The 18921-nt window shown below is 60.5% G+C and carries 17 protein-coding genes; 8 read left to right on the top strand and 9 right to left on the bottom strand.

Translation table 11 applies throughout. From position 1 onward, the window contains the following. The first annotated feature begins 72 nt into the window (after window positions 1-72). From EDF70_RS09615 to EDF70_RS09605, 3 genes are all read left to right on the top strand, one after another. Window positions 73-1428, top strand: a complete 1356-nt coding sequence (locus EDF70_RS09615) for an esterase-like activity of phytase family protein (protein ID WP_132273120.1) — start codon at window positions 73-75, stop codon at window positions 1426-1428. 147 nt (window positions 1429-1575) lie between these two features. Further along, window positions 1576-2019 carry an SRPBCC family protein gene (locus EDF70_RS09610; protein ID WP_132273119.1) on the top strand — a complete coding sequence of 148 codons (444 nt, stop codon included), beginning with the start codon at window positions 1576-1578 and terminating at the stop codon, window positions 2017-2019. A gap of 257 nt (window positions 2020-2276) precedes the next feature. Then, window positions 2277-3284: an aldo/keto reductase gene (locus EDF70_RS09605; RefSeq protein WP_132273118.1), complete on the top strand. Its 1008-nt coding sequence runs from the start codon at window positions 2277-2279 to the stop codon at window positions 3282-3284. 73 nt (window positions 3285-3357) lie between these two features. Here the strand turns inward: EDF70_RS09605 and EDF70_RS09600 are convergent, their stop codons facing one another. From EDF70_RS09600 to EDF70_RS09575, 6 genes are all read right to left on the bottom strand, one after another. After that, window positions 3358-3855 carry a hypothetical protein gene (locus EDF70_RS09600; protein WP_132273117.1) on the bottom strand — a complete coding sequence of 166 codons (498 nt, stop codon included), beginning with the start codon at window positions 3853-3855 and terminating at the stop codon, window positions 3358-3360. A gap of 161 nt (window positions 3856-4016) precedes the next feature. Further along, complete coding sequence (locus EDF70_RS09595; RefSeq protein WP_132273116.1) at window positions 4017-4751, bottom strand: glycoside hydrolase family 19 protein; 735 nt, start codon at window positions 4749-4751, stop codon at window positions 4017-4019. Between the two features lie 107 nt (window positions 4752-4858). Next, window positions 4859-6379, bottom strand: coding sequence for an exopolyphosphatase (ppx, locus tag EDF70_RS09590; protein WP_132273115.1), 1521 nt, complete (start codon window positions 6377-6379; stop codon window positions 4859-4861). A 20-nt stretch (window positions 6380-6399) separates the two neighbouring features. Further along, on the bottom strand, window positions 6400-8592 hold the full coding sequence (locus EDF70_RS09585) for an RNA degradosome polyphosphate kinase (RefSeq protein WP_132273114.1): 2193 nt from the start codon (window positions 8590-8592) through the stop codon (window positions 6400-6402). Between the two features lie 63 nt (window positions 8593-8655). After that, a complete protein-coding gene (gene hdaA, locus EDF70_RS09580; RefSeq protein WP_132273113.1) occupies window positions 8656-9375 on the bottom strand; it encodes a DnaA regulatory inactivator HdaA in 720 nt (239 codons plus the stop codon). Further along, window positions 9372-10535, bottom strand: a complete 1164-nt coding sequence (locus EDF70_RS09575; RefSeq protein ID WP_132273112.1) for an AI-2E family transporter — start codon at window positions 10533-10535, stop codon at window positions 9372-9374. The genes hdaA and EDF70_RS09575 overlap by 4 nt, the downstream gene beginning before the upstream one ends. 279 nt (window positions 10536-10814) lie before the next feature. Between EDF70_RS09575 and purM the strand changes: the two genes are divergently transcribed. Genes purM through EDF70_RS09560 form a run of 3 tightly spaced genes read left to right on the top strand, consistent with a single transcriptional unit; the run spans window position 10815 to window position 12870 of the window. Next, a complete protein-coding gene (purM, locus tag EDF70_RS09570) occupies window positions 10815-11888 on the top strand; it encodes a phosphoribosylformylglycinamidine cyclo-ligase (RefSeq protein WP_132273111.1) in 1074 nt (357 codons plus the stop codon). Then, entirely contained in the window at window positions 11885-12565 is a 681-nt protein-coding gene (gene purN, locus EDF70_RS09565) for a phosphoribosylglycinamide formyltransferase (RefSeq protein ID WP_132273110.1), read from the top strand. The genes purM and purN overlap by 4 nt, the downstream gene beginning before the upstream one ends. Before the next feature lie 59 nt (window positions 12566-12624). Continuing rightward, window positions 12625-12870 carry a type II toxin-antitoxin system prevent-host-death family antitoxin gene (locus EDF70_RS09560; protein ID WP_132273109.1) on the top strand — a complete coding sequence of 82 codons (246 nt, stop codon included), beginning with the start codon at window positions 12625-12627 and terminating at the stop codon, window positions 12868-12870. Window positions 12871-13320: 450 nt separating this feature from the next. Here EDF70_RS09560 and EDF70_RS09550 read toward each other — a convergent pair whose 3' ends face one another. Both EDF70_RS09550 and EDF70_RS09545 read right to left on the bottom strand, forming a co-directional pair. Then, the gene (locus EDF70_RS09550; RefSeq protein WP_132273108.1) at window positions 13321-13941 is read right to left on the bottom strand and encodes an NUDIX domain-containing protein; all 621 of its coding nucleotides are present in this window, start codon (window positions 13939-13941) and stop codon (window positions 13321-13323) included. Between the two features lie 40 nt (window positions 13942-13981). Continuing rightward, window positions 13982-16114, bottom strand: a complete 2133-nt coding sequence (locus EDF70_RS09545) for a molybdopterin oxidoreductase family protein (protein WP_132273107.1) — start codon at window positions 16112-16114, stop codon at window positions 13982-13984. A 77-nt stretch (window positions 16115-16191) separates the two neighbouring features. Between EDF70_RS09545 and EDF70_RS09540 the strand changes: the two genes are divergently transcribed. Then, window positions 16192-17076 (top strand): 23S rRNA (adenine(2030)-N(6))-methyltransferase RlmJ, encoded by an 885-nt coding sequence (locus EDF70_RS09540; protein ID WP_132273106.1) that lies wholly within the window; start codon window positions 16192-16194, stop codon window positions 17074-17076. Window positions 17077-17110: 34 nt separating this feature from the next. Here the strand turns inward: EDF70_RS09540 and EDF70_RS09535 are convergent, their stop codons facing one another. Further along, a complete protein-coding gene (locus EDF70_RS09535; RefSeq protein WP_132273105.1) occupies window positions 17111-18076 on the bottom strand; it encodes a lysylphosphatidylglycerol synthase domain-containing protein in 966 nt (321 codons plus the stop codon). A gap of 135 nt (window positions 18077-18211) precedes the next feature. Between EDF70_RS09535 and EDF70_RS09530 the strand changes: the two genes are divergently transcribed. After that, window positions 18212-18904, top strand: coding sequence for a ribonuclease (locus EDF70_RS09530; RefSeq protein ID WP_132273104.1), 693 nt, complete (start codon window positions 18212-18214; stop codon window positions 18902-18904). The last annotated feature ends 17 nt before the right edge of the window (window positions 18905-18921 follow it).

Below are 18921 nucleotides of genomic sequence, written 5' to 3'. Positions count from 1 at the left end.
CGATCACTTGCGCGTCATGTGCGATGCGTAATCCGATCCTGTGTCCGAGACTTAACCCCCACAGGTGATCCCATGACCCGACTTCTTCTCAGCACAGTCGCGCTTGCAGCGCTGTTTGCCGGAACCGCTTTTGCAGACGACAAGGAATTTCCGGCAAAGCTCGCCGGCCAGGCCATCCTGCCCGCCAACACGGTGACGGCGGCTCCTTCGGATGCACCCGAATTTCTGAAGACCTCCGGCAAATTTACGGCGCCGGGCAAGCGTACGGAAAAACTCGGCACCGTTGATGGCAAGGACGGCGCCCGCGTAACAGACGTCAAGCTGCCATTCGATGGCCAGCCGATCCAGGGTTTTTCGGGCATCAAGACGATGGCTGACGGCACGTTCTGGACGCTGTCGGATAACGGCTTTGGCTCCAAGGCGAATTCGTCGGACGCCATGCTGTTCCTGCATCAGGTGAAATTCGACTGGGCGACCAACAAGGTCGAAGTGGTCAAGAATATCTTTCTGTCCGACCCGAACCGCATCGCCCCCTTCCCGATCGTCATGGAAGGTTCCGACAAGCGTTACCTGACGGGTGCCGACTTCGACATCGAATCGATACAGCCGGTGGCTGACGGGTTTTGGCTCGGCGAAGAATTCGGTCCTTACCTGATCAAGGTCGATGCGCTCGGCCAGCTGACCGATGTCGTGCCGACCATGGTGGACGGCAAGCCGGTCAAGTCTCCCGACAACCCGACGCTCGCCATGCCGGCCAACCCGACTGCAAAGATGCCGGTGTTCAATTTGAAGCGCTCCGGCGGTTATGAAGGCATGGCCATGTCGAAAGATGGCGCCAAGCTTTACGGTCTGCTGGAAGGCCCGCTGTTCCTCGAAGACGGCAAGGTGGAGCAGGCCGATGGCCGCACCGCATTGCGCGTCATCGAATTCGATATCGCTTCGAAAAACTGGACGGGCCGCTCCTGGCTTTATCCGCTGGCCGAAAAGGGCGTGGCGATCGGCGATTTCAACATGATCGACGACACGACCGCCCTCGTCATCGAGCGCGACAACGGCGCCGGCATCAAGGACAAGGTCTGCGCCGATCCGAAACAGCCGAAGCCGGATTGTTTCGATGCCCCGGCCGAGCTGAAGCGCGTCTACAAGATCGAGATGAGCGACGCCAATGTCGGCAAAGCGGTGCGCAAAATCGGTTATATCGACCTGATGAATATCAAGGATCCGGACAACAAGAAAAAGGCCGGCTCCAGGGATGGCGTCTATGACATGCCGTTCGTGACGATCGAGAATGTCGACGTGGTCGATGCCACCCATATCGTCATCGGCAATGACAACAACCTGCCCTTCTCCGCCGGTCGGGCTGTCGACAAGGCAGACAACAACGAATTCAGCCTGCTGGAAGTCGGCGAGTTTTTGTCGGCGAAGTAAGTCGAAGACATCGTGACCTGGAACGCCCGGTGAAAGCCGGGCGTTTCTGTTTGCGGCCCAGAAAATAATTCGTGCGGCATTGTCGGGCCGGCGGTTTATCCTTCGTCCTTGGGCGGAAGCAATGGTTCAACACAGGAGGATCAGACCATGCCAAGCACGATCAAGCTGCACCACGTTCTCGCCGCCAAGCCGGAAAAGGTTTACCGCGCCTTTGTCGAGGCAGACGCACTGACCAAATGGTTTCCACCCAACGGCTTTACCTGCACCGTGCATCATCTGGATGCCAAGGTCGGCGGCACGTTTCGCATGTCGTTCCGCAATTTTACCACGGGTGAAATCCATGCCTTCGGCGGCGAGTTCCTTGAACTCGTACCCGGTGAGCGGTTGCGCTACACCGACAGCTTTGAAGACCCCAACATGCCGGGCGTGATGGAGGTGACGGTGACGCTGAAAGACGTGTCCTGCGGAACGGAAATGCATATCACCCAGGCCGGCGTGCCGGACTTCATTCCCGCCGAATCCTGCTATCTCGGATGGCAGGAATGCCTGGCGAACCTGCATCGGCTGGTGGAGCCCAATATCGAGCAATAGGCCACAGCCTGCGCCTCCGGGATACTTCTGAAAAGCGGCCTGTGTCTGCAATATCTGCAAACGCAGGCACCCAGCCTCGGGCCACATACCGGAGCGATTTTTCCTCAATGGCACTGAGGTCGATGTGGACGTGGTTGACGCCCTTGACCAGCTACCCCACTTCTAAAAGCTCAGGTTCAGAGATCAACAGTTTGGACGGGCGGGCCACTTACGCGGCCACTCCCAAAAAACTCCGCTGAAAAAGAGGAAAGAACATCATGGCCCTCAAGGATATTCTGCCAAGCCGTATCGGCTTCGGCTCGGCACCGCTCGGCAACATGTTCCGCGACATTCCCGACGACGAGGCGCTGGCCACTGTCGAAGCCGCCTGGAACGATGGCATCCGCTATTACGACAACGCCCCCTTTTATGGTGCAGGCCTTGCCGAAATCCGCATGGGTGAAGCGCTCTCCGGCAAGCCGCGCGACCAGTATGTGATTTCCACCAAGGTCGGACGCGTGATCCTCGACGAGATCGAGGATGTCAGCGCCCGCGATCAGGGCGAAAAGGGTGGCGTGTTCAGCCACGGCCTGCCCAACAAGGTGGTCAACGACTACAGCCACGACGCGACGCTGCGCTCCATCGAGGACAGTTTGAAGCGTCTGAAGACCGATCATATCGAGATCGCCTTCGTGCACGATCTGGCACAGGACTTCTGGGGCGATCGCTGGCTCGAAAAATTCGAGGAAGCCCGCAACGGTGCCTTCAAGGCGCTGGACCGGCTGCGCGACGAAGGGGTGATCAAGGCCTGGGGTCTTGGCGTCAACCGCGTCGAGCCGATCGAACTGGTGCTGGAACTGGACGAACCGAAACCGGACGCCTTTCTGCTGGCCGGCCGTTACACGCTGCTCGACCATGACAAGGCGTTGCAGCGGGTGATGCCGATCGTCGCCGAGCGTGGCCTCGGCGTCGTGGTTGGTGGGCCTTACAGTTCGGGTGCGCTCGTCGGCGGGCCGAATTTCGAATATGCACCGATCAAGCCGGAGATGAAGGCAAAGATCGCCAGCATCAAGGCGATCGCCGACCGTCACGGCGTCAGCATGAAGGCGGCGGGGCTGCAGTTTTCGCTGGCCACCCCGGCGGTCGCGGCCGTCATTCCGGGAGCAAGCCAGCCCTCGCGCATTGCCGAGGACAGTGCCGCCTTCAACGAAAAGGTCCCGGCCGATTTCTGGCAGGAATTGCGCGCCGAAGGTCTGGTCAATCCGCAGGCGCCGCTGCCGGCCTGACATGCGGCGGGCATCCGGGCCGCATCTCGGAAGCGTGGCCCGGACAGATGCCGATAAATCATCGGCGTTGTGCTCAGATCGCGGTCGGCTGGAACATGTAACCGCGTTCGGCATCCGTGTCGAAACGCCCCAGATTTCGCACGCATTGTGGAGCCTCACCCGAAACACCGGCCGATATGACCAAGCCACCGGGTCCGGCTTGCGAAACGGAGACGGTCTTAACCGGCATGATATTGCCGGCGAGGTTGAGCCGATAATGCCCGAAACGGTCGCTCAGGCGCAGATCACCATCACCGAGCTCACAGACATCGATGCGTGACGCACCGCCGGTGTCGGTGGAAAGCTCGCTGACACGCTTGCTGCCATCCGCCATGACGACAGTCAGGACACGACGATATTCGGCAAGATAGGGATGGATGACATATCGTTCGAGCGTGATGGAAAGCGCGCCGACCTTAGCCTCGGTCCTGTCCGCCAGCGGGTAATCGCCGCGACTGATACGCCAGCCATCATAGAGAACAGAACCGGCAATCAGCAGGATCGGAATCGCGGCGACAGACAGCAGGGACACAAGCAGTATTCTTTTCGCGCCAAACCTCATCGACCTGTCCAATCCCCGTCTCAATGCCATCATCCCCTTGCCGATCGGCGCCATGCCGGGGTCGCCTATCCAACCCATGTCAGAAGCGATGCGGCAAACATGCGGCGTCACACCCTGCAGGTCAATCCGCGTCAGACGGAACGACGCTGGCCTGCCAATGTCCTTGGCAAAGGCGCAGCAAAGCGGATAGGCTCCAGAACGGGCATCAGCGCTGCGACGTTGTTCAGGCGGCTCAGCATCGGATCATGGCCCGTCATGCGCGTCACGTGATCGGAAATGCTGACGCGGTGACCTTTCCATTTTTCCACGAAACCATGGAAATTGCCGGCATCCGCCTGCGGGGTAAGCCCCCTCCAGTTCCAGAAAGCGGCAAGAATGGCGGGCTGGAAACGCGGCTCAGCCGCCAGTTCCGGCCGGTTGACGAGATCGAGGCCGCAACGCTGGCCCACTTCCCAATATTCATCACGACCGATAATCTGCGGCCCGCCGCGTCCGATGAAACGCGAGCCGTCGTTCGTACCGCGACCATTGCCCATGCAGTCGCCGTAAATGTCGTCGATCGCCTTTTTCTGCCAGCCGTATCCCATCCCGTAAGCCTTGCGGACGGCAGCGGCATCGGGGAAACGACCAGGCCAAGATCTGGCCACGCCGTCTGCTGAATAATAGATATCTTCGGTGAGGTTTTTCAGGCTGAAGCCATCGCACTCATGCTTGACGTTGGCCAAGGCATAGGCAAGCCGCGTGCGGCTCAATGTTATGCCGGCGGCAGCCAGCAGCGGCGCTCCGTCGAGAAAGGCTTGAATGATCGCATTCGGGGCTCGCGGGAAAATCGCGCGCCAGTCTGCCCCCCGCAGCACCAGCACCATTTCAGTTGGATCCTTGCAAAAACAAATGTGACATTATCACATATTGTCATTGCGCGCGAGTTTAATCGCTTAACCCCTGCCCCCTGCGAAGAGGGCAGAGCCATGTTCTATTCGTAGCGGAAAGCCAGACGCTTGCCGGTCAGTTTGGCAAGCTGTTGCAGGCGACCGTCCAGCCGCTCACCGGCAAAGTTGCGGTAAGCGTGCGGCACCACGAATTCGAGGTCGATATCCGACCTGTCGGAGGGGCGGAAGCTGAGATGATTGACAAGGCCCGGCATGGAGGCCGAGAACAGGTAGACCACCCGAAGCAGGCCGCCCAGCAGCTTTGCCAGTTCCAGCAGGCGTGGCGTGCCGATCGCCGCCAGCGCGCCGGTGGCACCGTTGTCGCTCAGGCCTTCGAAACGGTAATAGTTGGCAAGCGCGATATAGGCGCGGCCGGCATGGGTGATGCCGGTGAAGGACGAATGCGCGATGATGTTGAGCGCCTGCAGGCCGCGGTAATCCGGATGCGCACGCCAGCTGATATCTGCCAGCAGGCAGGCGGCGCGGCGGTAACGGCTCTCCTCGTCGCTTTCATCAATGCCGAACACCGGCACCATGCGGCCGGTCCATTCGGCAAGCTCACGCGCGTGTTCGGGCGAACGGGCACGCAGGATGGCAAGCTGGTCGGCTGCGACGAGCAGAGGATCGGATGCCTGCTCTTCCGGCGACAGTTTTGAATAGAGATACCCTTCGCGCACCCCTTGGGCAGACACGATGATGCTCGAGGGCTTCATGATATCGAGCACTTCCTGCATGGCGACGGCGCCAAAGGGCAGAAGAGCGCGACGATTTTTGGAAACCGACTGCCATGCCGGGCTCTTTGCGGCACTGCCGTCGACGATTTCCTTCAGGAAGGCCTGCATTTCGGCCAGCGATAGTTCGTAGCCCTGCATCATGTGCAGCGGATAACCGCGCATTTCCATGTGCAGTTTGGCGACGTTGCGCCATGTACCGCCGACCGCATAGAAGGTGCGCCCCTCGCCCTTCGCCAGAAGCTTTGCCGACTTGACCTGGCTGCGTGCGAAGGCGCGTGCCTTGGCGATCGAACCGCCGGAATATTCCGACAGGCGCAGGCCGCCGAGCGGCAGGGTGATGCCCTTGCCGAGTTCGTGGTCGTGGATATCGATCAGTTCCAGCGAGCCGCCACCGAGATCGCCGGCAATGCCGTCGGCATGGTGGAAACCGCTGGTAACGCCGAGCGCCGAATAATAGGCCTCTTCCTCGCCGGACAGGACCTGCGGCTTCTGGCCGAGGATCTCCTCGACATTGCGGATGAATTCAGGCCCGTTGGAGGCTTCGCGGGCAGCGGCGGTGGCAAGGACGTAAATCTCCTTTGCCCCGGCCTGCACCGACAGCGCCTTGAAGCGGCGCAGTGCGGCAAGCGCGCGATCGACCGCTTCGCTATCCATGCGGCCACTCGAACCCAGCCCCTTGCCGAGGCCACACAGCACCTTTTCGTTGAAAAGGGTGGTTGGGGCGCGGGAAAGGCCTTCGTAAATGACGACGCGAACGGAATTCGAGCCGATGTCGATAACGGAAACAGGAGCGCTACCTTGAACGCGCCCCTGAGCTTCTGTTCGTACCATGCGAGCCTATAATTTGGGCCTTATTTCTTTCGTCCGGACATGACGCCCGCGATCAGTTTCGGCGCACTCGACTTCAGGGCTTCCCCACGTCCAGAAAGAGACGGGTTGGTCATGAAATACTGCTGGGCGTTGAAAGGTTCCTCTCCATGACGAACCTCCATCCGCCGCGATGTGCCGTCGGGCAATATCTCGTAGCTCTGCTGGTTGTCAATGAGATTGCCCAGCATGATCTGTGAAAGAACCTGTTCATGCACGGTGGGATTGAGCAGCGGCACCAGCGTTTCGACACGACGGTCGAGGTTGCGCGGCATCATGTCGGCCGAGCCGATGTAGACGAGTGCCTTTTCCGAAGGCAGGCCAAAGCCATTTCCGAAGCAGAAGATGCGGCTGTGCTCGAGGAAGCGGCCGACGATCGATTTCACCCGGATATTGTCGGACAGGCCCTTCACCTGCGGGCGCAGGCAGCAGATGCCGCGGATGACCAGATCGACATCGACACCGGCATGGCCGGCGCGGTAAAGCGCATCGATGATCTCCGGATCGACCAGCGAGTTCATCTTCATCCAGATGGCGGCCGGGCGGCCTTCCTTGGCGTGAACGATCTCTTCCTCGATGTGACGCAGGATGCGCGGACGCAGCGTATAGGGCGAAACGGCCAGCTTCATGCTCTCGGTCGGTTCACCGTAGCCGGTGATGAAGTTGAAGATGTTGGCCATGTCGTGGCCGATCTTCGGATTGCAGGTGAAGAAGGACAGGTCGGTGTAGATCTTCGCCGTGACCGGGTGGTAGTTGCCGGTGCCGAGGTGGCAATAGGTGCGCAGCTTGCCGTCTTCACGGCGCACGACCATCGACATCTTGGCATGCGTCTTCAATTCGATGAAGCCGAACACGACCTGCACACCGGCGCGCTCAAGGTCACGCGCCCAGCGGATGTTCGCCTCTTCGTCGAAACGCGCCTTCAGCTCCACCAGAGCGGTGACCGACTTGCCGGCTTCGGCGGCATCGATCAGGGCTCGGACGATGGGGCTGTCGTTGGAGGTTCTGTAGAGGGTTTGCTTGATGGCGAGGACGTCGGGGTCGCGGGCCGCCTGCAGAAGGAACTGCACCACCACATCGAAACTTTCGTACGGATGATGGACCACCATGTCCTTTTCGCGGATGGCGGCGAGGCAGTCTCCGGCGTGTTCGCGGACGCGTTCGGGAAATCGCGCATTGTAGGGCAGAAATCGCAGGTCATCGCGCGGCGCCTTGGCGATCTCGGAAATGGTGTTGAGGGCGAGCAGGCCCGGCAGAACGGCGACGCGGTTTTCCGGTACGCCGAGCTCCTGCACCACGAACTGGCGCAGAGAGGCCGGCATTTCCGAATCCGTCTCGATGCGGATGACCTTGCCGCGACGGCGGCGTTTCAGCGCCGTTTCGAAAAAGCGCACCAGATCTTCGGCTTCTTCCTCGACTTCCAGATCGCTGTCACGGATGAGGCGGAACGTGCCGGCGCCCTTGACCTCGTAGCCGGGGAAAAGACGGTCGGTAAACATGCTCACCACGTCTTCAAGCGTGATGTAGCGCACCGTCGTGCCGGCATCGGGCAGACGGATGAAACGATCGAGCGTGGTGGGCAGACGCAGCAGACCCGTCATCGGCTCCTTGCCGTGCTTGCTGTCCAGCTGCAGGCCCATGGTGAAGCCGAGGTTCGGAATGAACGGGAACGGATGTGCCGGATCGATGGCGAGAGGCGTGAGGACCGGGAACAGATCCTCCTCGAAATCGGTGGCAAGCCACGTCCGGTCCTCTTCCGACAGGGCTGCCGGACGCACAATCAGGATATCTTCCCTGGCAAGATATTGCTGCAGGACGGCAAGCGAGGCCTGCTGTTCCATCTGCAGATTGTCGATTTCCTTGAGGATTTCTTCCAGCTGTTCGGCAGGCGTCTTGCCGTCGGGGCTGCGCACCAGAATGTTCTGGCGCACCTGACCTTCGAGGCCGGCGACACGAACCATGAAAAATTCATCGAGGTTGGCAGCCGAAATCGACAGGAAGCGGATGCGCTCCAGCAGCGGATGATCGGTGTTCAACGTCTCTTCGAGGACGCGGCGGTTGAACTGCAGCCAGGAAAATTCACGGTTGATGAAGCGTTCGGGGCTGGCCATCAGCTCCTCGAAGCTCGGGCTCGCCTCTACTTCACTGGCTTCATGCGTATCGGCGATCTGGTCCATGCCCCGTCCCTCATATGTTATGCCTTGCGGCCGTATAACGTTTTGACGACGGAACTGTGACAGTCAACCGTCCCCGTCGTCGCTGGCACCGTCTTCGCCGAAGGTTTCCAGCACCTCCGCAGCAAGGCTGCGACTGATGCGGGTACCGCGGGCAAGCGCCAGCCGATCGATCTGATCCACCACCTGCTGTGCTGCGGCCAGCGACCGTTCCATCCTCGCCACGATATACGCGACAATCTTGTCATCGATATTAAGCTGGCGATCCGCAAACAATTTGACGATCACCTGCGCCAGCAGTTCCTCATCCGGCTCGCCGATCTCGACGATCGTTGCAGCTTTCAGGCGTGAGCGCAGATCCGGCAGGGTGACATTCCAGGCCGACGGCCATGTCCGCGAGGTCATCAGCAGGCTGGAGCCGTTTTCCCGCACGCTGTTGATGACGTGAAAGAGCTCGGTGTCGTCAAAACCGCGACGATCGACATCCTCGAACAGGACCGGGCCACCGGCCGCCACCAGATTGGCATTCTCCCCGGGGACCGGATGAATGTCGCTGGCGCCGCTTTTCTGCCGCCAGATGCTGGCGAGATGCGTCTTGCCGGAACCGGCAGGGCCGGCAAGCACGATCACCGGCGATGGCCATGCGGGCCAGCTATCGACAATGGCAACGGCTGCGCTGACCGGGCCGGAGACCAGCAGGTCATCGCGGCCCGTTGCCGGATCGTGGGAAAAGGATAGCGCCAGCTGCTCGCTGCGCTTTGGCGTCTGCCGGTCGTTTTCGGTCATTCTGGTTTCTGGACGGTAATCTGGGCGGTGCCAGCATGATCCACCGCGTGGGATTTGTCTTCCTCCCACGGCAGCGTTTCGGAACGCCCGTAATAAATATCGCTGTCAAGGTATCGCGACAGCACGAAGCGGACAAGCACCCCGACCATGGCGGCGGCCGGAACGGCGACCAGAAGCCCAACGAAGCCGAACATGGCGCCAAAGGCGAACAGCGCAAACATCAGCCAGACTGGATGCAGGCCGACGCTGGAGCCGACCAGCTTTGGCTGGAGAATATTGCCCTCGATGAACTGGCCGAGGAAGAACACGCCCGCCGTGGCGATGATCCAGGTATATTCCGGCCAGAACTGTACGAGCGCCACACCGACCGACAGGACAAGGCCGATCAGCGAGCCGATATAGGGGATGAACGAGATCATGCCGGCGACGAAACCGATCAGCAGGCCGAAGTTGAGGCCGACCGCCGACAGGCCAGCGGCGTAAAAGATGCCTAGGATGAGGCAGAGCGAGCCCTGGCCGCGGATGAAGCCCGCAACCGAGCGATCCATCTCACGCGCCAGCTGGCGCACCACCTGCACCTGATCGCGCGGGATCCAGCTGTCGACCTTGTTGACCATACGGTCCCAGTCGAGCAGCAGGTAGAAGGCAACGACCGGGGTGACGATCAGAAGCGAGACGACATCGATGATCGCCTTGCCGGAATTCCACACCTGCGCGAACAGGGTGCCGATGAAACCAGCGCCCTGGCTCAGGACTTCGGAAAAGTTCTGCTTGACCGTTTCGATCTGGCTGGTGACCCAGCCGGGAAGGAACGAGGTTTCGGGACTGGAGAGGATCTGCTGCAGCTGGGTGATATAACCCGGCATGGCGGCGGCGAACTGGCTGAACTGGTTGACGATGACGGGGATGACCAGCATCAGCGACAGCGCAAAGATCAGCACGAAACTGACAAGGATCAGTACCGAGGCCATCATGCGGCTCAAGCCACGACGTTCCAGCCAGTCGGCGACCGGATCGAGGAAATAGGCGAGCGCCATGCCGGCCACGAAGGGAAGCAGGATCGAGCGGAAGAACCACAGGAACACCACGAACATGACGAACACGCCGAGCCAGAAATAGATATGGCGCCGGAGGGTGGTGCCGCTGATATGATAGGCCATAAGGTGTCCTCTCGGCTTTGTTCGATGCCTTGGGATATGAAGGTGCCGCTCCCCAAGGTCAAGCTTGTGCACCCGTATGAGGCCACAGCTGTGGATCACGCCCATGAAATGCCTGTGAACGGACTGTAAAACCCTGCGGAAAAGCGTGCGGTGCTTGCATCCTGCGGCCCATCGTGCAATTGCGGGCCTAATTGTTTATGCATGCCCCTGACCGGGTTTCGCTTTGCTATCCGTGAGCGTTTCCGGCAGACATGCGATGGTTTCAGTGGAGAACATGCGATGAGCGAGGCGGGCAAGAACGGTCTCACCTATAGCGATGCGGGCGTCGATATCGATGCGGGCAATCTGATGGTGGAAAAGATCAAGCCGGCAGTGCGCTCGACGCGCCGTCCCGGCGCTGACGGCGAGATCGGCGGCTTCGGCGGCCTGTTCGACCTCAAGGCCGCAGGTTTCAACGACCCGATCCTGGTGGCCGCCAATGACGGCGTCGGCACCAAGCTGAAGATCGCCATCGACGCCAACCGCCACGACACCGTCGGCATCGACCTCGTCGCCATGTGCGTCAACGACCTCGTGGTGCAGGGCGCCGAGCCGCTGCTCTTCCTCGATTATTACGCCACCGGCAAACTCGACCCGGAACAGGGTGCGGCGATCGTTCTCGGTATTGCCGAAGGCTGCCGTCAGGCAGGCTGCGCGCTGATCGGCGGCGAGACCGCCGAAATGCCGGGCATGTATTCCGAAGGCGATTACGACCTCGCGGGCTTTGCCGTCGGTGCCGCCGAACGTGGCAAGCTGCTGCCGGCCGGCGATCTGGCCGAAGGCGACGTCATTCTCGGCCTCACCTCTTCCGGCGTTCATTCCAACGGCTTTTCGCTGGTGCGCAAGATCGTTTCTCTCTCCGGCCTCGGCTGGGATGCCCCTGCCCCGTTCGCGGACGGCAAGACGCTCGGCGAAGCGCTGCTGACACCGACCCGCATCTATGTGAAACCGCTTCTGGCCGCGATCCGCAGCACCGGCGCCCTGAAGGCGCTTGCCCACATCACCGGCGGAGGTTTCCCGGACAATATTCCGCGCGTCCTGCCCGACCATCTGGCCGCCGAAATCGAACTTTCCAACATTCCGGTTCCGCCGGTCTTCTCGTGGCTGGCCAAGACGGGTGGCGTTGCGCCGAACGAAATGCTGCGCACCTTCAACTGCGGCGTCGGCATGATCGTCGTCGTTGCGGCTGAAAACGCAAAGACCGTGACCGAGGCGCTGGCCGCTGAAGGCGAAACCGTCGTGCAGCTCGGTCGCATCATCGCCCGAGAAGAAGGCGGTGCCGGCACCGTCTACAAGGGCACGCTTAGCCTATGACATCGGCTGTAACGGTTTCGGGTCGCAAACGCGTCGTCGTGTTCATCTCCGGCGGTGGCTCCAACATGGTGTCGCTGGCCGATGCCTGCGCGAGTGAAGGTTTTCCGGCCGAGATCGTTGCCGTCATCTCAGACAAGCCGGATGCCGGCGGCCTCGCCAAGGCCGCCGCTCGCGGCATCATGACCCGCGTGTTCGAACGCAAGGCCTATGGCAGCAAAATCGAACATGAAACGGCAATCCTTGAAGCGCTCGAGGTGATCAAGCCGGATATCATCTGCCTTGCCGGTTACATGCGGCTGATCTCGGGTGATTTCATTTCCCGTTACGAAGGCCGGATCATCAACATCCACCCTTCGCTTCTGCCGCTGTTCGCCGGTCTGCACACCCACCAGCGCGCCATCGATGCCGGCATGAAGATCGCCGGCTGCACGGTGCATTTCGTCACCGAAGGCATGGACGAAGGCCCGATCGTGGCGCAGGCGGCGGTGCCGGTTCTGTCCGGTGACACATCTGATACATTGGCCGCACGCGTGCTGACCGTGGAGCACAAGCTCTATCCGCTGACGCTTAAGGCGCTGGCCGAAGAGCGCGTGAAGATGGAAGGCGGCAAGGCCGTTTCTGTCGCGAGCACGGACGTTTCCCGCGCGGACCAGCGGATCGTTTCCGCCGGTCTCTGAGCCGCGATTGACGGTTTTTCGTGCCGGTTCTATCCTATGGCATCAGGTGGAGCAGAGCGATGACGATCACGGTCAATGTCGGCGATGCCGATCTCAATGAATTGCTGGCAAAGGTGGAAGCCGGCGAGGACGTGGTCCTCGTCCGCGATGGCGTGCCGGTGGCGCAGGTAACGAGCCTAGCGCAACCGGCTTTCGATCCGGAGGCGCGACGAAAAGCTATTGAGGAAATCAAGGCTTTTCGGGCAAACATGCCGCGCGTGACGCAAGAAGAGATCGCGGAATGGAAGGCAATCGGCCGCAAATGATGGCCGGTTTCGTCATAGATGCCTCAGTCGTTTGCACTTGGGTATTGCCGGACGAAGCTTCTCCAACGACAGATGCACTTCTTGAGCGAATAGAACTGACGGGCGCCACTGCGCCCGATTTGCTGTGGCATGAAGTGCGCAACGTGCTGATGATGGCACGGCGGCGAAACCGCATAACATTCAATGCCGTTACGGCTGGGATGATAAAAGTTCGCAACCGTCCGGTGTACACGCGTGTTATAGAAGGCGACGAACCAATTCACCCTCGCCGAACACCACGGTCTCACAGCCTATGACTCCGCCTATCTCGCGCTGGCCATAGACCTACACTTGCCGCTTGCCACGCTCGACAAACAACTGCGGGCGGCAGCGGCACGGGAAGGTGTGATTCTGCTGGCCTGATGGTATAGCCTTACCCCGAGTTGCTCACGCTACTCAGACGCCCTTGCCTCAGCCAAGATTGCCGGACGAGAGCGCAGCACGGTTGATCATCGCCCATTGCAGCGCGACGATGGTCTTGGCATCGGTAATCTCGCCGGTGCTGATCATACGATAGGCCTCGTCAAGGCCAAGCGTGACGACCTCGATATCCTCGCCTTCACCGGCAAGCCCACCGCCCTGCCCGAGCTTGTGAGTGGCATCGATGCTGGCGGCAAACAGCGACAGCTTTTCCGTCAGTGCACCGGGCGTCGGGTACATCTCGCAAATATGATGCACTTCATCGATCTTGAAGCCGGTTTCCTCCATTGCCTCGCGAACAACCGCCTCGGCAGGATTTTCACCCTCATCGATCAGTCCGGCCGGCAATTCCAGCATGAAGGCAGCATCGCCATTGACGAAGGCGCCGGCACGAAACTGGCGCACCAGAACGACCGTGTCGTCCTTCGCATCATGAAGCAGAATGGCGGCGGCACTACCATGATCATGGACTTCGCGATGAACGGTCACGAGGCTGCCATCCCGCATGTGCTGTTCAAACGTCAGTTTTTCCAGACTTACAAAGCCCTTGTAGAGCGTTTCGCGGCCAATCAGGCGCACGCGTTCGGTTTCGGAAGCGTCGATGTCGATCATGTCCGTTCCTGTGATTCCATTTGGGCATGATGATGCAGGATCAGCCCTTGCGGAGCCAGACCCGATTGTCGTGAAATGCGGCACCGCCATAGGGCGCAACGGCATCGGCGCCGGTCAGCACATTGATGCCCTCGCCATCGAGATGCGCCGAATTCGGCCACAGCCCCTCAGCCACCAGCACACCCGCCCGCGCACCCGCAACGATGCGGGCATGCAGCCGGATATCGCCACGGCAGTTTCCGATGTGCACGATATCGCCGTCAGCGATGCCGAGGCGTTCGGCGTCGGATGGCTCGATCATCACGTCGGGCCGCCCCTCCTTCTGCACAGAGCCCTTTGTCTCTGTGAAAGAGGAGTTGAGAAAGCTTCGCGCAGGCGACGTGGCGAGGCGGAAAGGGTGCTCCTCGTCCGGTGCCTCGATCAGCTCGACATGATCCGGGAAGATCGGAAGATTGGCGACGGGCCCGAGCGGCCCGACATTTTCCGGCGGCATGTCCGGTGAAGGACCGTTTGCCCAGTCGGGGCTGAAGCGGAATTTGCCGTCATCGTAGCCGAAGCCGTTGAGATAATGCGCGGTTTCGAAATCCGGCTGGGCGTCGATCCATTTGTCGCGCGCCAGATCGTCGTAACCCGGCCAGCCGCTGTCGGAGAGAATGCGGTCGATATGGCTGCGCTCATCCTCACCGAAACCGGGACAGTGGTCGATGCCAAGGCGTTTGGCCAGTTCCTCGATGACGAAGAGGTTGGTGCGCACGCTCGGAGGCGGCTCGACGAGTTTGGGGCCGAGCAGAATGTGCATGTGGCCGCCGCCACGATAGAGATCGTCATGTTCGACGAACATGGTGGCCGGCAGGACGATGTCGGCGACCTTCGCCGTATCGGTCATGAAATGCTCGTGCACCGCCACGAACAGATCATCGCGCATAAAACCGTCGCGGACGAGGCGTTGTTCGGGCGCAACATTCATCGGGTTGGTGTTCTGGATCAGCAGCGCATCGACCGGGCCGCGATGCCGCAGCGCCTCGGCATCGCCGGTCAGGACGCGGCCGATCTGCGACTGGTCGAGCATGCGGATATCGGGATCGACGAAAGCCGTGCCCATCAGGTGCGATTTGTCGAGATGATAGATGGCGCCATTGTTGTGAAAGGCGCCGCCGCCCTCGTATTGCCAGGAGCCGAGCACCGTGGCGATGGAAAGTGCCGCATGCATGGCGGCGGTGCCGTTGCGCTGGCGGGCAAAACCGTAACCGAGCCGGAAGAAGGTCTTTTTGGTCGTGCCGATCAGCCGGGCAAAAGCCTCGATCTCTTCGACCGACAGACCTGCGATGGCGGATGCCCATTCCGGCGTGCGGGTTTTCAAATGCGCTTCGAGACCGGCAGGATCGTCGGCAAACTTTTCCATATAGGCGCGGTCGGCATGACCATCGCGAAAGGCGATGTGCATGACGGCGCAGGCGAGCGCCGCATCAGTGCCGGGGCGCACGGTCAGCGCCATGTCGGCCTGTTTCATGGTCGGGTTGTCGTAAATGTCGACGACGACGATTTTTGCGCCGCGTTCCTTGCGGGCTTTTATCGCATGGGTCATGACGTTGACCTGCGTGGAGACGACGTTCGAGCCCCAGATCACCACGCAATCGGCCTTGCCGATCTCGCGCGGATCTGGGCCGCGCAGGTCGCCGGTGCCCATCACATAACCGGTCCAGGCCATGTTGGTGCAGATCGTGCCGAAAAAGCCCGAATACTTTTTGGCATGGCGCAGACGTTCAATCGAGTCGCGCTGCACCTGCCCCATCGTGCCGGCATAAAAATACGGCCAGACTGCTTCCGAGCCGTGGCGCGCCTCGGCCTTGACGAAAGCGTCGGCAATCTCGTCGAGCGCCGCCTCCCACGAGATCTCTTGCCAGTTGCCATCGCCCTTGGCCCCTGCCCGTCGCTGCGGCACCATCAGGCGGCCGGGATGGTAAAGCCGCTCGGCATAACGCGCGACCTTGGCGCAGATGACGCCGGCCGTATAACTGTTGTCGGCCGAGCCGCGTACCCGTCCGATCTTTCCGTCAGCAGTGATATCGATATCGAGCGCGCAGGCGGAGGGACAGTCGTGCGGACAGACCGTGTGCGCCACGGAATTGTGGCCGGGCAGGTGTCGAGTGGAGATGGGCGTCGCAATGTTCATCGGATTTCTATATGGCATGGGCAGGCACGCAAAAAGCAAGATTTGCGGCTCATCAGTTTTATTCATCCGGAGCAGCCATGAACTACCGCCACATCTACCATGCCGGCAATTTTGCCGATGTTCTCAAGCATGCGGTGCTGGCGCAGCTGGTCATCTATATGCAGAAGAAGGACAAGGCCTTTCGCGTGCTCGATACGCATGCGGGTATCGGCCTGTACGACCTGTCTTCGGAAGAAGCGCAAAAGACCGGCGAATGGCGCGACGGTATCGGCAAGGTGATGGCGGCGGAATTTTCGCCGCAGGTCGCTGCGGTGCTGAAGCCTTATCTGGATGCCGTGCGCGAGCTGAACCCCGATTTCGACAAAAACGGGACGCTCAAACTCTATCCCGGCTCGCCAAAACTTTCACGCATGCTGTTTCGTCCGCAGGACAGGCTGGCGGCGATGGAACTGCATCCCGACGACTTCAACCGCCTTTCGCGCCTGTTCGAAGGTGATTTCCAGACCCGCGTCACCGAACTCGACGGCTGGCTGGCGCTCGGCGCGCATCTGCCGCCGAAGGAAAAACGCGGTGTCGTGCTGGTCGATCCGCCCTTCGAGATCGAAGGCGAATACGAGCGCCTCGCCAAGGGACTGGCCACCGCGTACCGGCGTTTTCCGGGCGGCACCTATTGCCTGTGGTATCCGTTGAAAAAGGGCGCGCCGATCAAGGCGTTTCACGAACAGTTGCAGGCACTCAACATTCCAAAAATGCTGTGCGCCGAACTGACGGTGATCAGCGACCGTGGAGCGACCGGGCTGAATGGTTCAGGCGTCATCGTCGTCAACCCGCCCTTCACGCTGAAGGACGAGCTGCATCTGGTGCTTCCAGCGCTGAAGGAGGCCATGGCGAAGGATCGTTATGCCTCGCAACGCGCCTTCTGGCTGCGCGGCGAAGAGGTTATCGAACGCGACGAAGACTGACGAAAAGGCGCCCCTGGAGGCGCCTTTTCTCTGTTCAGCTCTCGTGCTGTTCGCCACGCCGCAAGTCCGGCGGGTTGTTGGCCTTGAACTGTGATCGTTCGAAGATCAGGATCACCACCAGTGCCATGATGAACGGGATGATCAGGTAGAACAGCCGGAAGACCAGCAGGGCAGCAATGACATCCGCCTGGTTCATGTCCGGCAGGCCCATAAGGAACACCAGTTCCAGCACGCCCAGGCCACCCGGCGCATGCGAAAGCAGTGCTGCCGAGAACGAGATCAGAAAAATTCCAAGCACGATCATGAAGCCGGGATTGCCGGCTTCCGGCAGCGCGAAATAGATGATGCCGGCAGCACCGATCAGCTCGATGGGAGCGATCAGCAATTGCGGAAGAACCACCTTCGGGGCCGGATAGAAGATGTTGATCGAGCCGAGCTTCAGCGGCTTCAGCTTCATGAAGCTTGCCACGACATAAAGACCGATCAGCGCCAGGATGAGAACACCCGTCGCAGCCGACGCCTCGACCGGCACCAGATCACCAAAACGTTCGATCAGCTCCGGTTCATAGACCAGAACCAGACCGGCCAGAAGCAGCGTGCCGAGGATGAATGTGAAGGAGCAGACGGCAATCAGCACGCCGATCTCCGAAGGGGTCATGCCACGCGTCGAATAGGCCCGGTAACGCACGACGGCACCCGAAACCACCGAGGCGCCGACATTGTGCGACAGGGCGTAGGTGGTGAAGGAGCAGATGGTGATGAACCACCAGTCGATTTTCCTGCCGAGATGCATCAGCGCGATGCGGTCATAGCCTGCCAGCGCCGCATAGGCGACCAGCGTGCACAATGCCGCCAGAAACCAGTCCATCATGGGGATGGCGATAAAACTGTCCCACAGATCGTCGAGAGACAGGCCGCGCAATTCCTTGTAGAGAAGCCATGCCGAAAGCGCTATCGTCAGCGCACCCACGGTCGGCCATAGGTATTTCTTGAATGTCATTAAGCCGTTTCGCTCTTCACTCCTCACCACGGCCACAACGTGCAGCCGCCCGCGAAGCAGCAGCTTAGCCGCCAAGTTCCTAACCATTCAACCTTTCCCACGCATTGATGTTCCAGAGACCGGGATTTTTCGACCATGACGAGGAAATTTTTCGCTGCCATCCGGATCGCAGCCACAGCAATGCTGGCATTTTCATCTGTTTTGACGCTGGCGACAGACGTTTCGTCACAGGAGCGCAATCGCCCGCGCGGGCAAGCAGGCGTGTTTGATTTCTATGTCCTGTCGCTTTCGTGGTCGCCAACCTTCTGCGACACGCAAAGAGGCGGACGTAACGCGCAACAATGCGGTGGGGACAAGGATTTCGGCTTCATCGTGCACGGGCTGTGGCCGCAATACGACCGCGGATATCCGGAATTCTGCACCACCGGCGAAGCTGGCCGCGTGCCGAACCAGCTGGGCGAACCGCTGTTCGATATCATGCCGTCGATGGGGCTGATCGGCCACCAGTGGCGCAAGCATGGCGCCTGCAGCGGGCTTTCGCAGCGTGATTATCTGACCGCGATCCGCACCGCGTATGATCGCGTAAAAATGCCCGCCGGGCTCGCCGATCCGGCAAAGGCCCAGACGACCTCTGCCAAGGCAATCGAAGAAGCGTTCATTGCGGCCAATCCCGGCATGCAGCCGCAGGGCGTCGCCGTCACCTGCGAGCGGGACAAGCTGGAAGAGGTTCGTATCTGCATGACCAAGGATTTCGGTTTCCGCACCTGCCCGGAAGTCGATCGGCGCAGTTGCTCTCTATCCCGCGTCAGCGTGCCGCCGGCACAATAATTTTCTGATCTCCAACA

The sequence above is a fragment of the Neorhizobium sp. JUb45 genome (genome assembly GCF_004343585.1).
Taxonomy (GTDB): Bacteria; Pseudomonadota; Alphaproteobacteria; order Rhizobiales; family Rhizobiaceae; genus Neorhizobium.
Note: the sequence above shows the minus strand (reverse complement) of the source record. Positions and strands in the feature narration are given on the sequence as shown.

Coding starts and splice junctions, on each gene's coding strand:
- EDF70_RS09605 (WP_132273118.1), top strand. CDS start 2,277: ATGGCCCTCAAGGATATTCTGCCAAGCCGTATCGGCTTCGGCTCGGCA.
- EDF70_RS09540 (WP_132273106.1), top strand. CDS start 16,192: ATGAACTACCGCCACATCTACCATGCCGGCAATTTTGCCGATGTTCTC.
- EDF70_RS09560 (WP_132273109.1), top strand. CDS start 12,625: ATGACGATCACGGTCAATGTCGGCGATGCCGATCTCAATGAATTGCTG.
- EDF70_RS09530 (WP_132273104.1), top strand. CDS start 18,212: ATGACGAGGAAATTTTTCGCTGCCATCCGGATCGCAGCCACAGCAATG.
- EDF70_RS09595 (WP_132273116.1), bottom strand. CDS start 4,751: ATGGTGCTGGTGCTGCGGGGGGCAGACTGGCGCGCGATTTTCCCGCGA.
- EDF70_RS09610 (WP_132273119.1), top strand. CDS start 1,576: ATGCCAAGCACGATCAAGCTGCACCACGTTCTCGCCGCCAAGCCGGAA.
- EDF70_RS09535 (WP_132273105.1), bottom strand. CDS start 18,076: ATGACATTCAAGAAATACCTATGGCCGACCGTGGGTGCGCTGACGATA.
- purN (WP_132273110.1), top strand. CDS start 11,885: ATGACATCGGCTGTAACGGTTTCGGGTCGCAAACGCGTCGTCGTGTTC.
- EDF70_RS09545 (WP_132273107.1), bottom strand. CDS start 16,114: ATGAACATTGCGACGCCCATCTCCACTCGACACCTGCCCGGCCACAAT.
- EDF70_RS09575 (WP_132273112.1), bottom strand. CDS start 10,535: ATGGCCTATCATATCAGCGGCACCACCCTCCGGCGCCATATCTATTTC.
- EDF70_RS09585 (WP_132273114.1), bottom strand. CDS start 8,592: ATGGACCAGATCGCCGATACGCATGAAGCCAGTGAAGTAGAGGCGAGC.
- purM (WP_132273111.1), top strand. CDS start 10,815: ATGAGCGAGGCGGGCAAGAACGGTCTCACCTATAGCGATGCGGGCGTC.
- ppx (WP_132273115.1), bottom strand. CDS start 6,379: ATGGTACGAACAGAAGCTCAGGGGCGCGTTCAAGGTAGCGCTCCTGTT.
- hdaA (WP_132273113.1), bottom strand. CDS start 9,375: ATGACCGAAAACGACCGGCAGACGCCAAAGCGCAGCGAGCAGCTGGCG.
- EDF70_RS09615 (WP_132273120.1), top strand. CDS start 73: ATGACCCGACTTCTTCTCAGCACAGTCGCGCTTGCAGCGCTGTTTGCC.
- EDF70_RS09550 (WP_132273108.1), bottom strand. CDS start 13,941: ATGATCGACATCGACGCTTCCGAAACCGAACGCGTGCGCCTGATTGGC.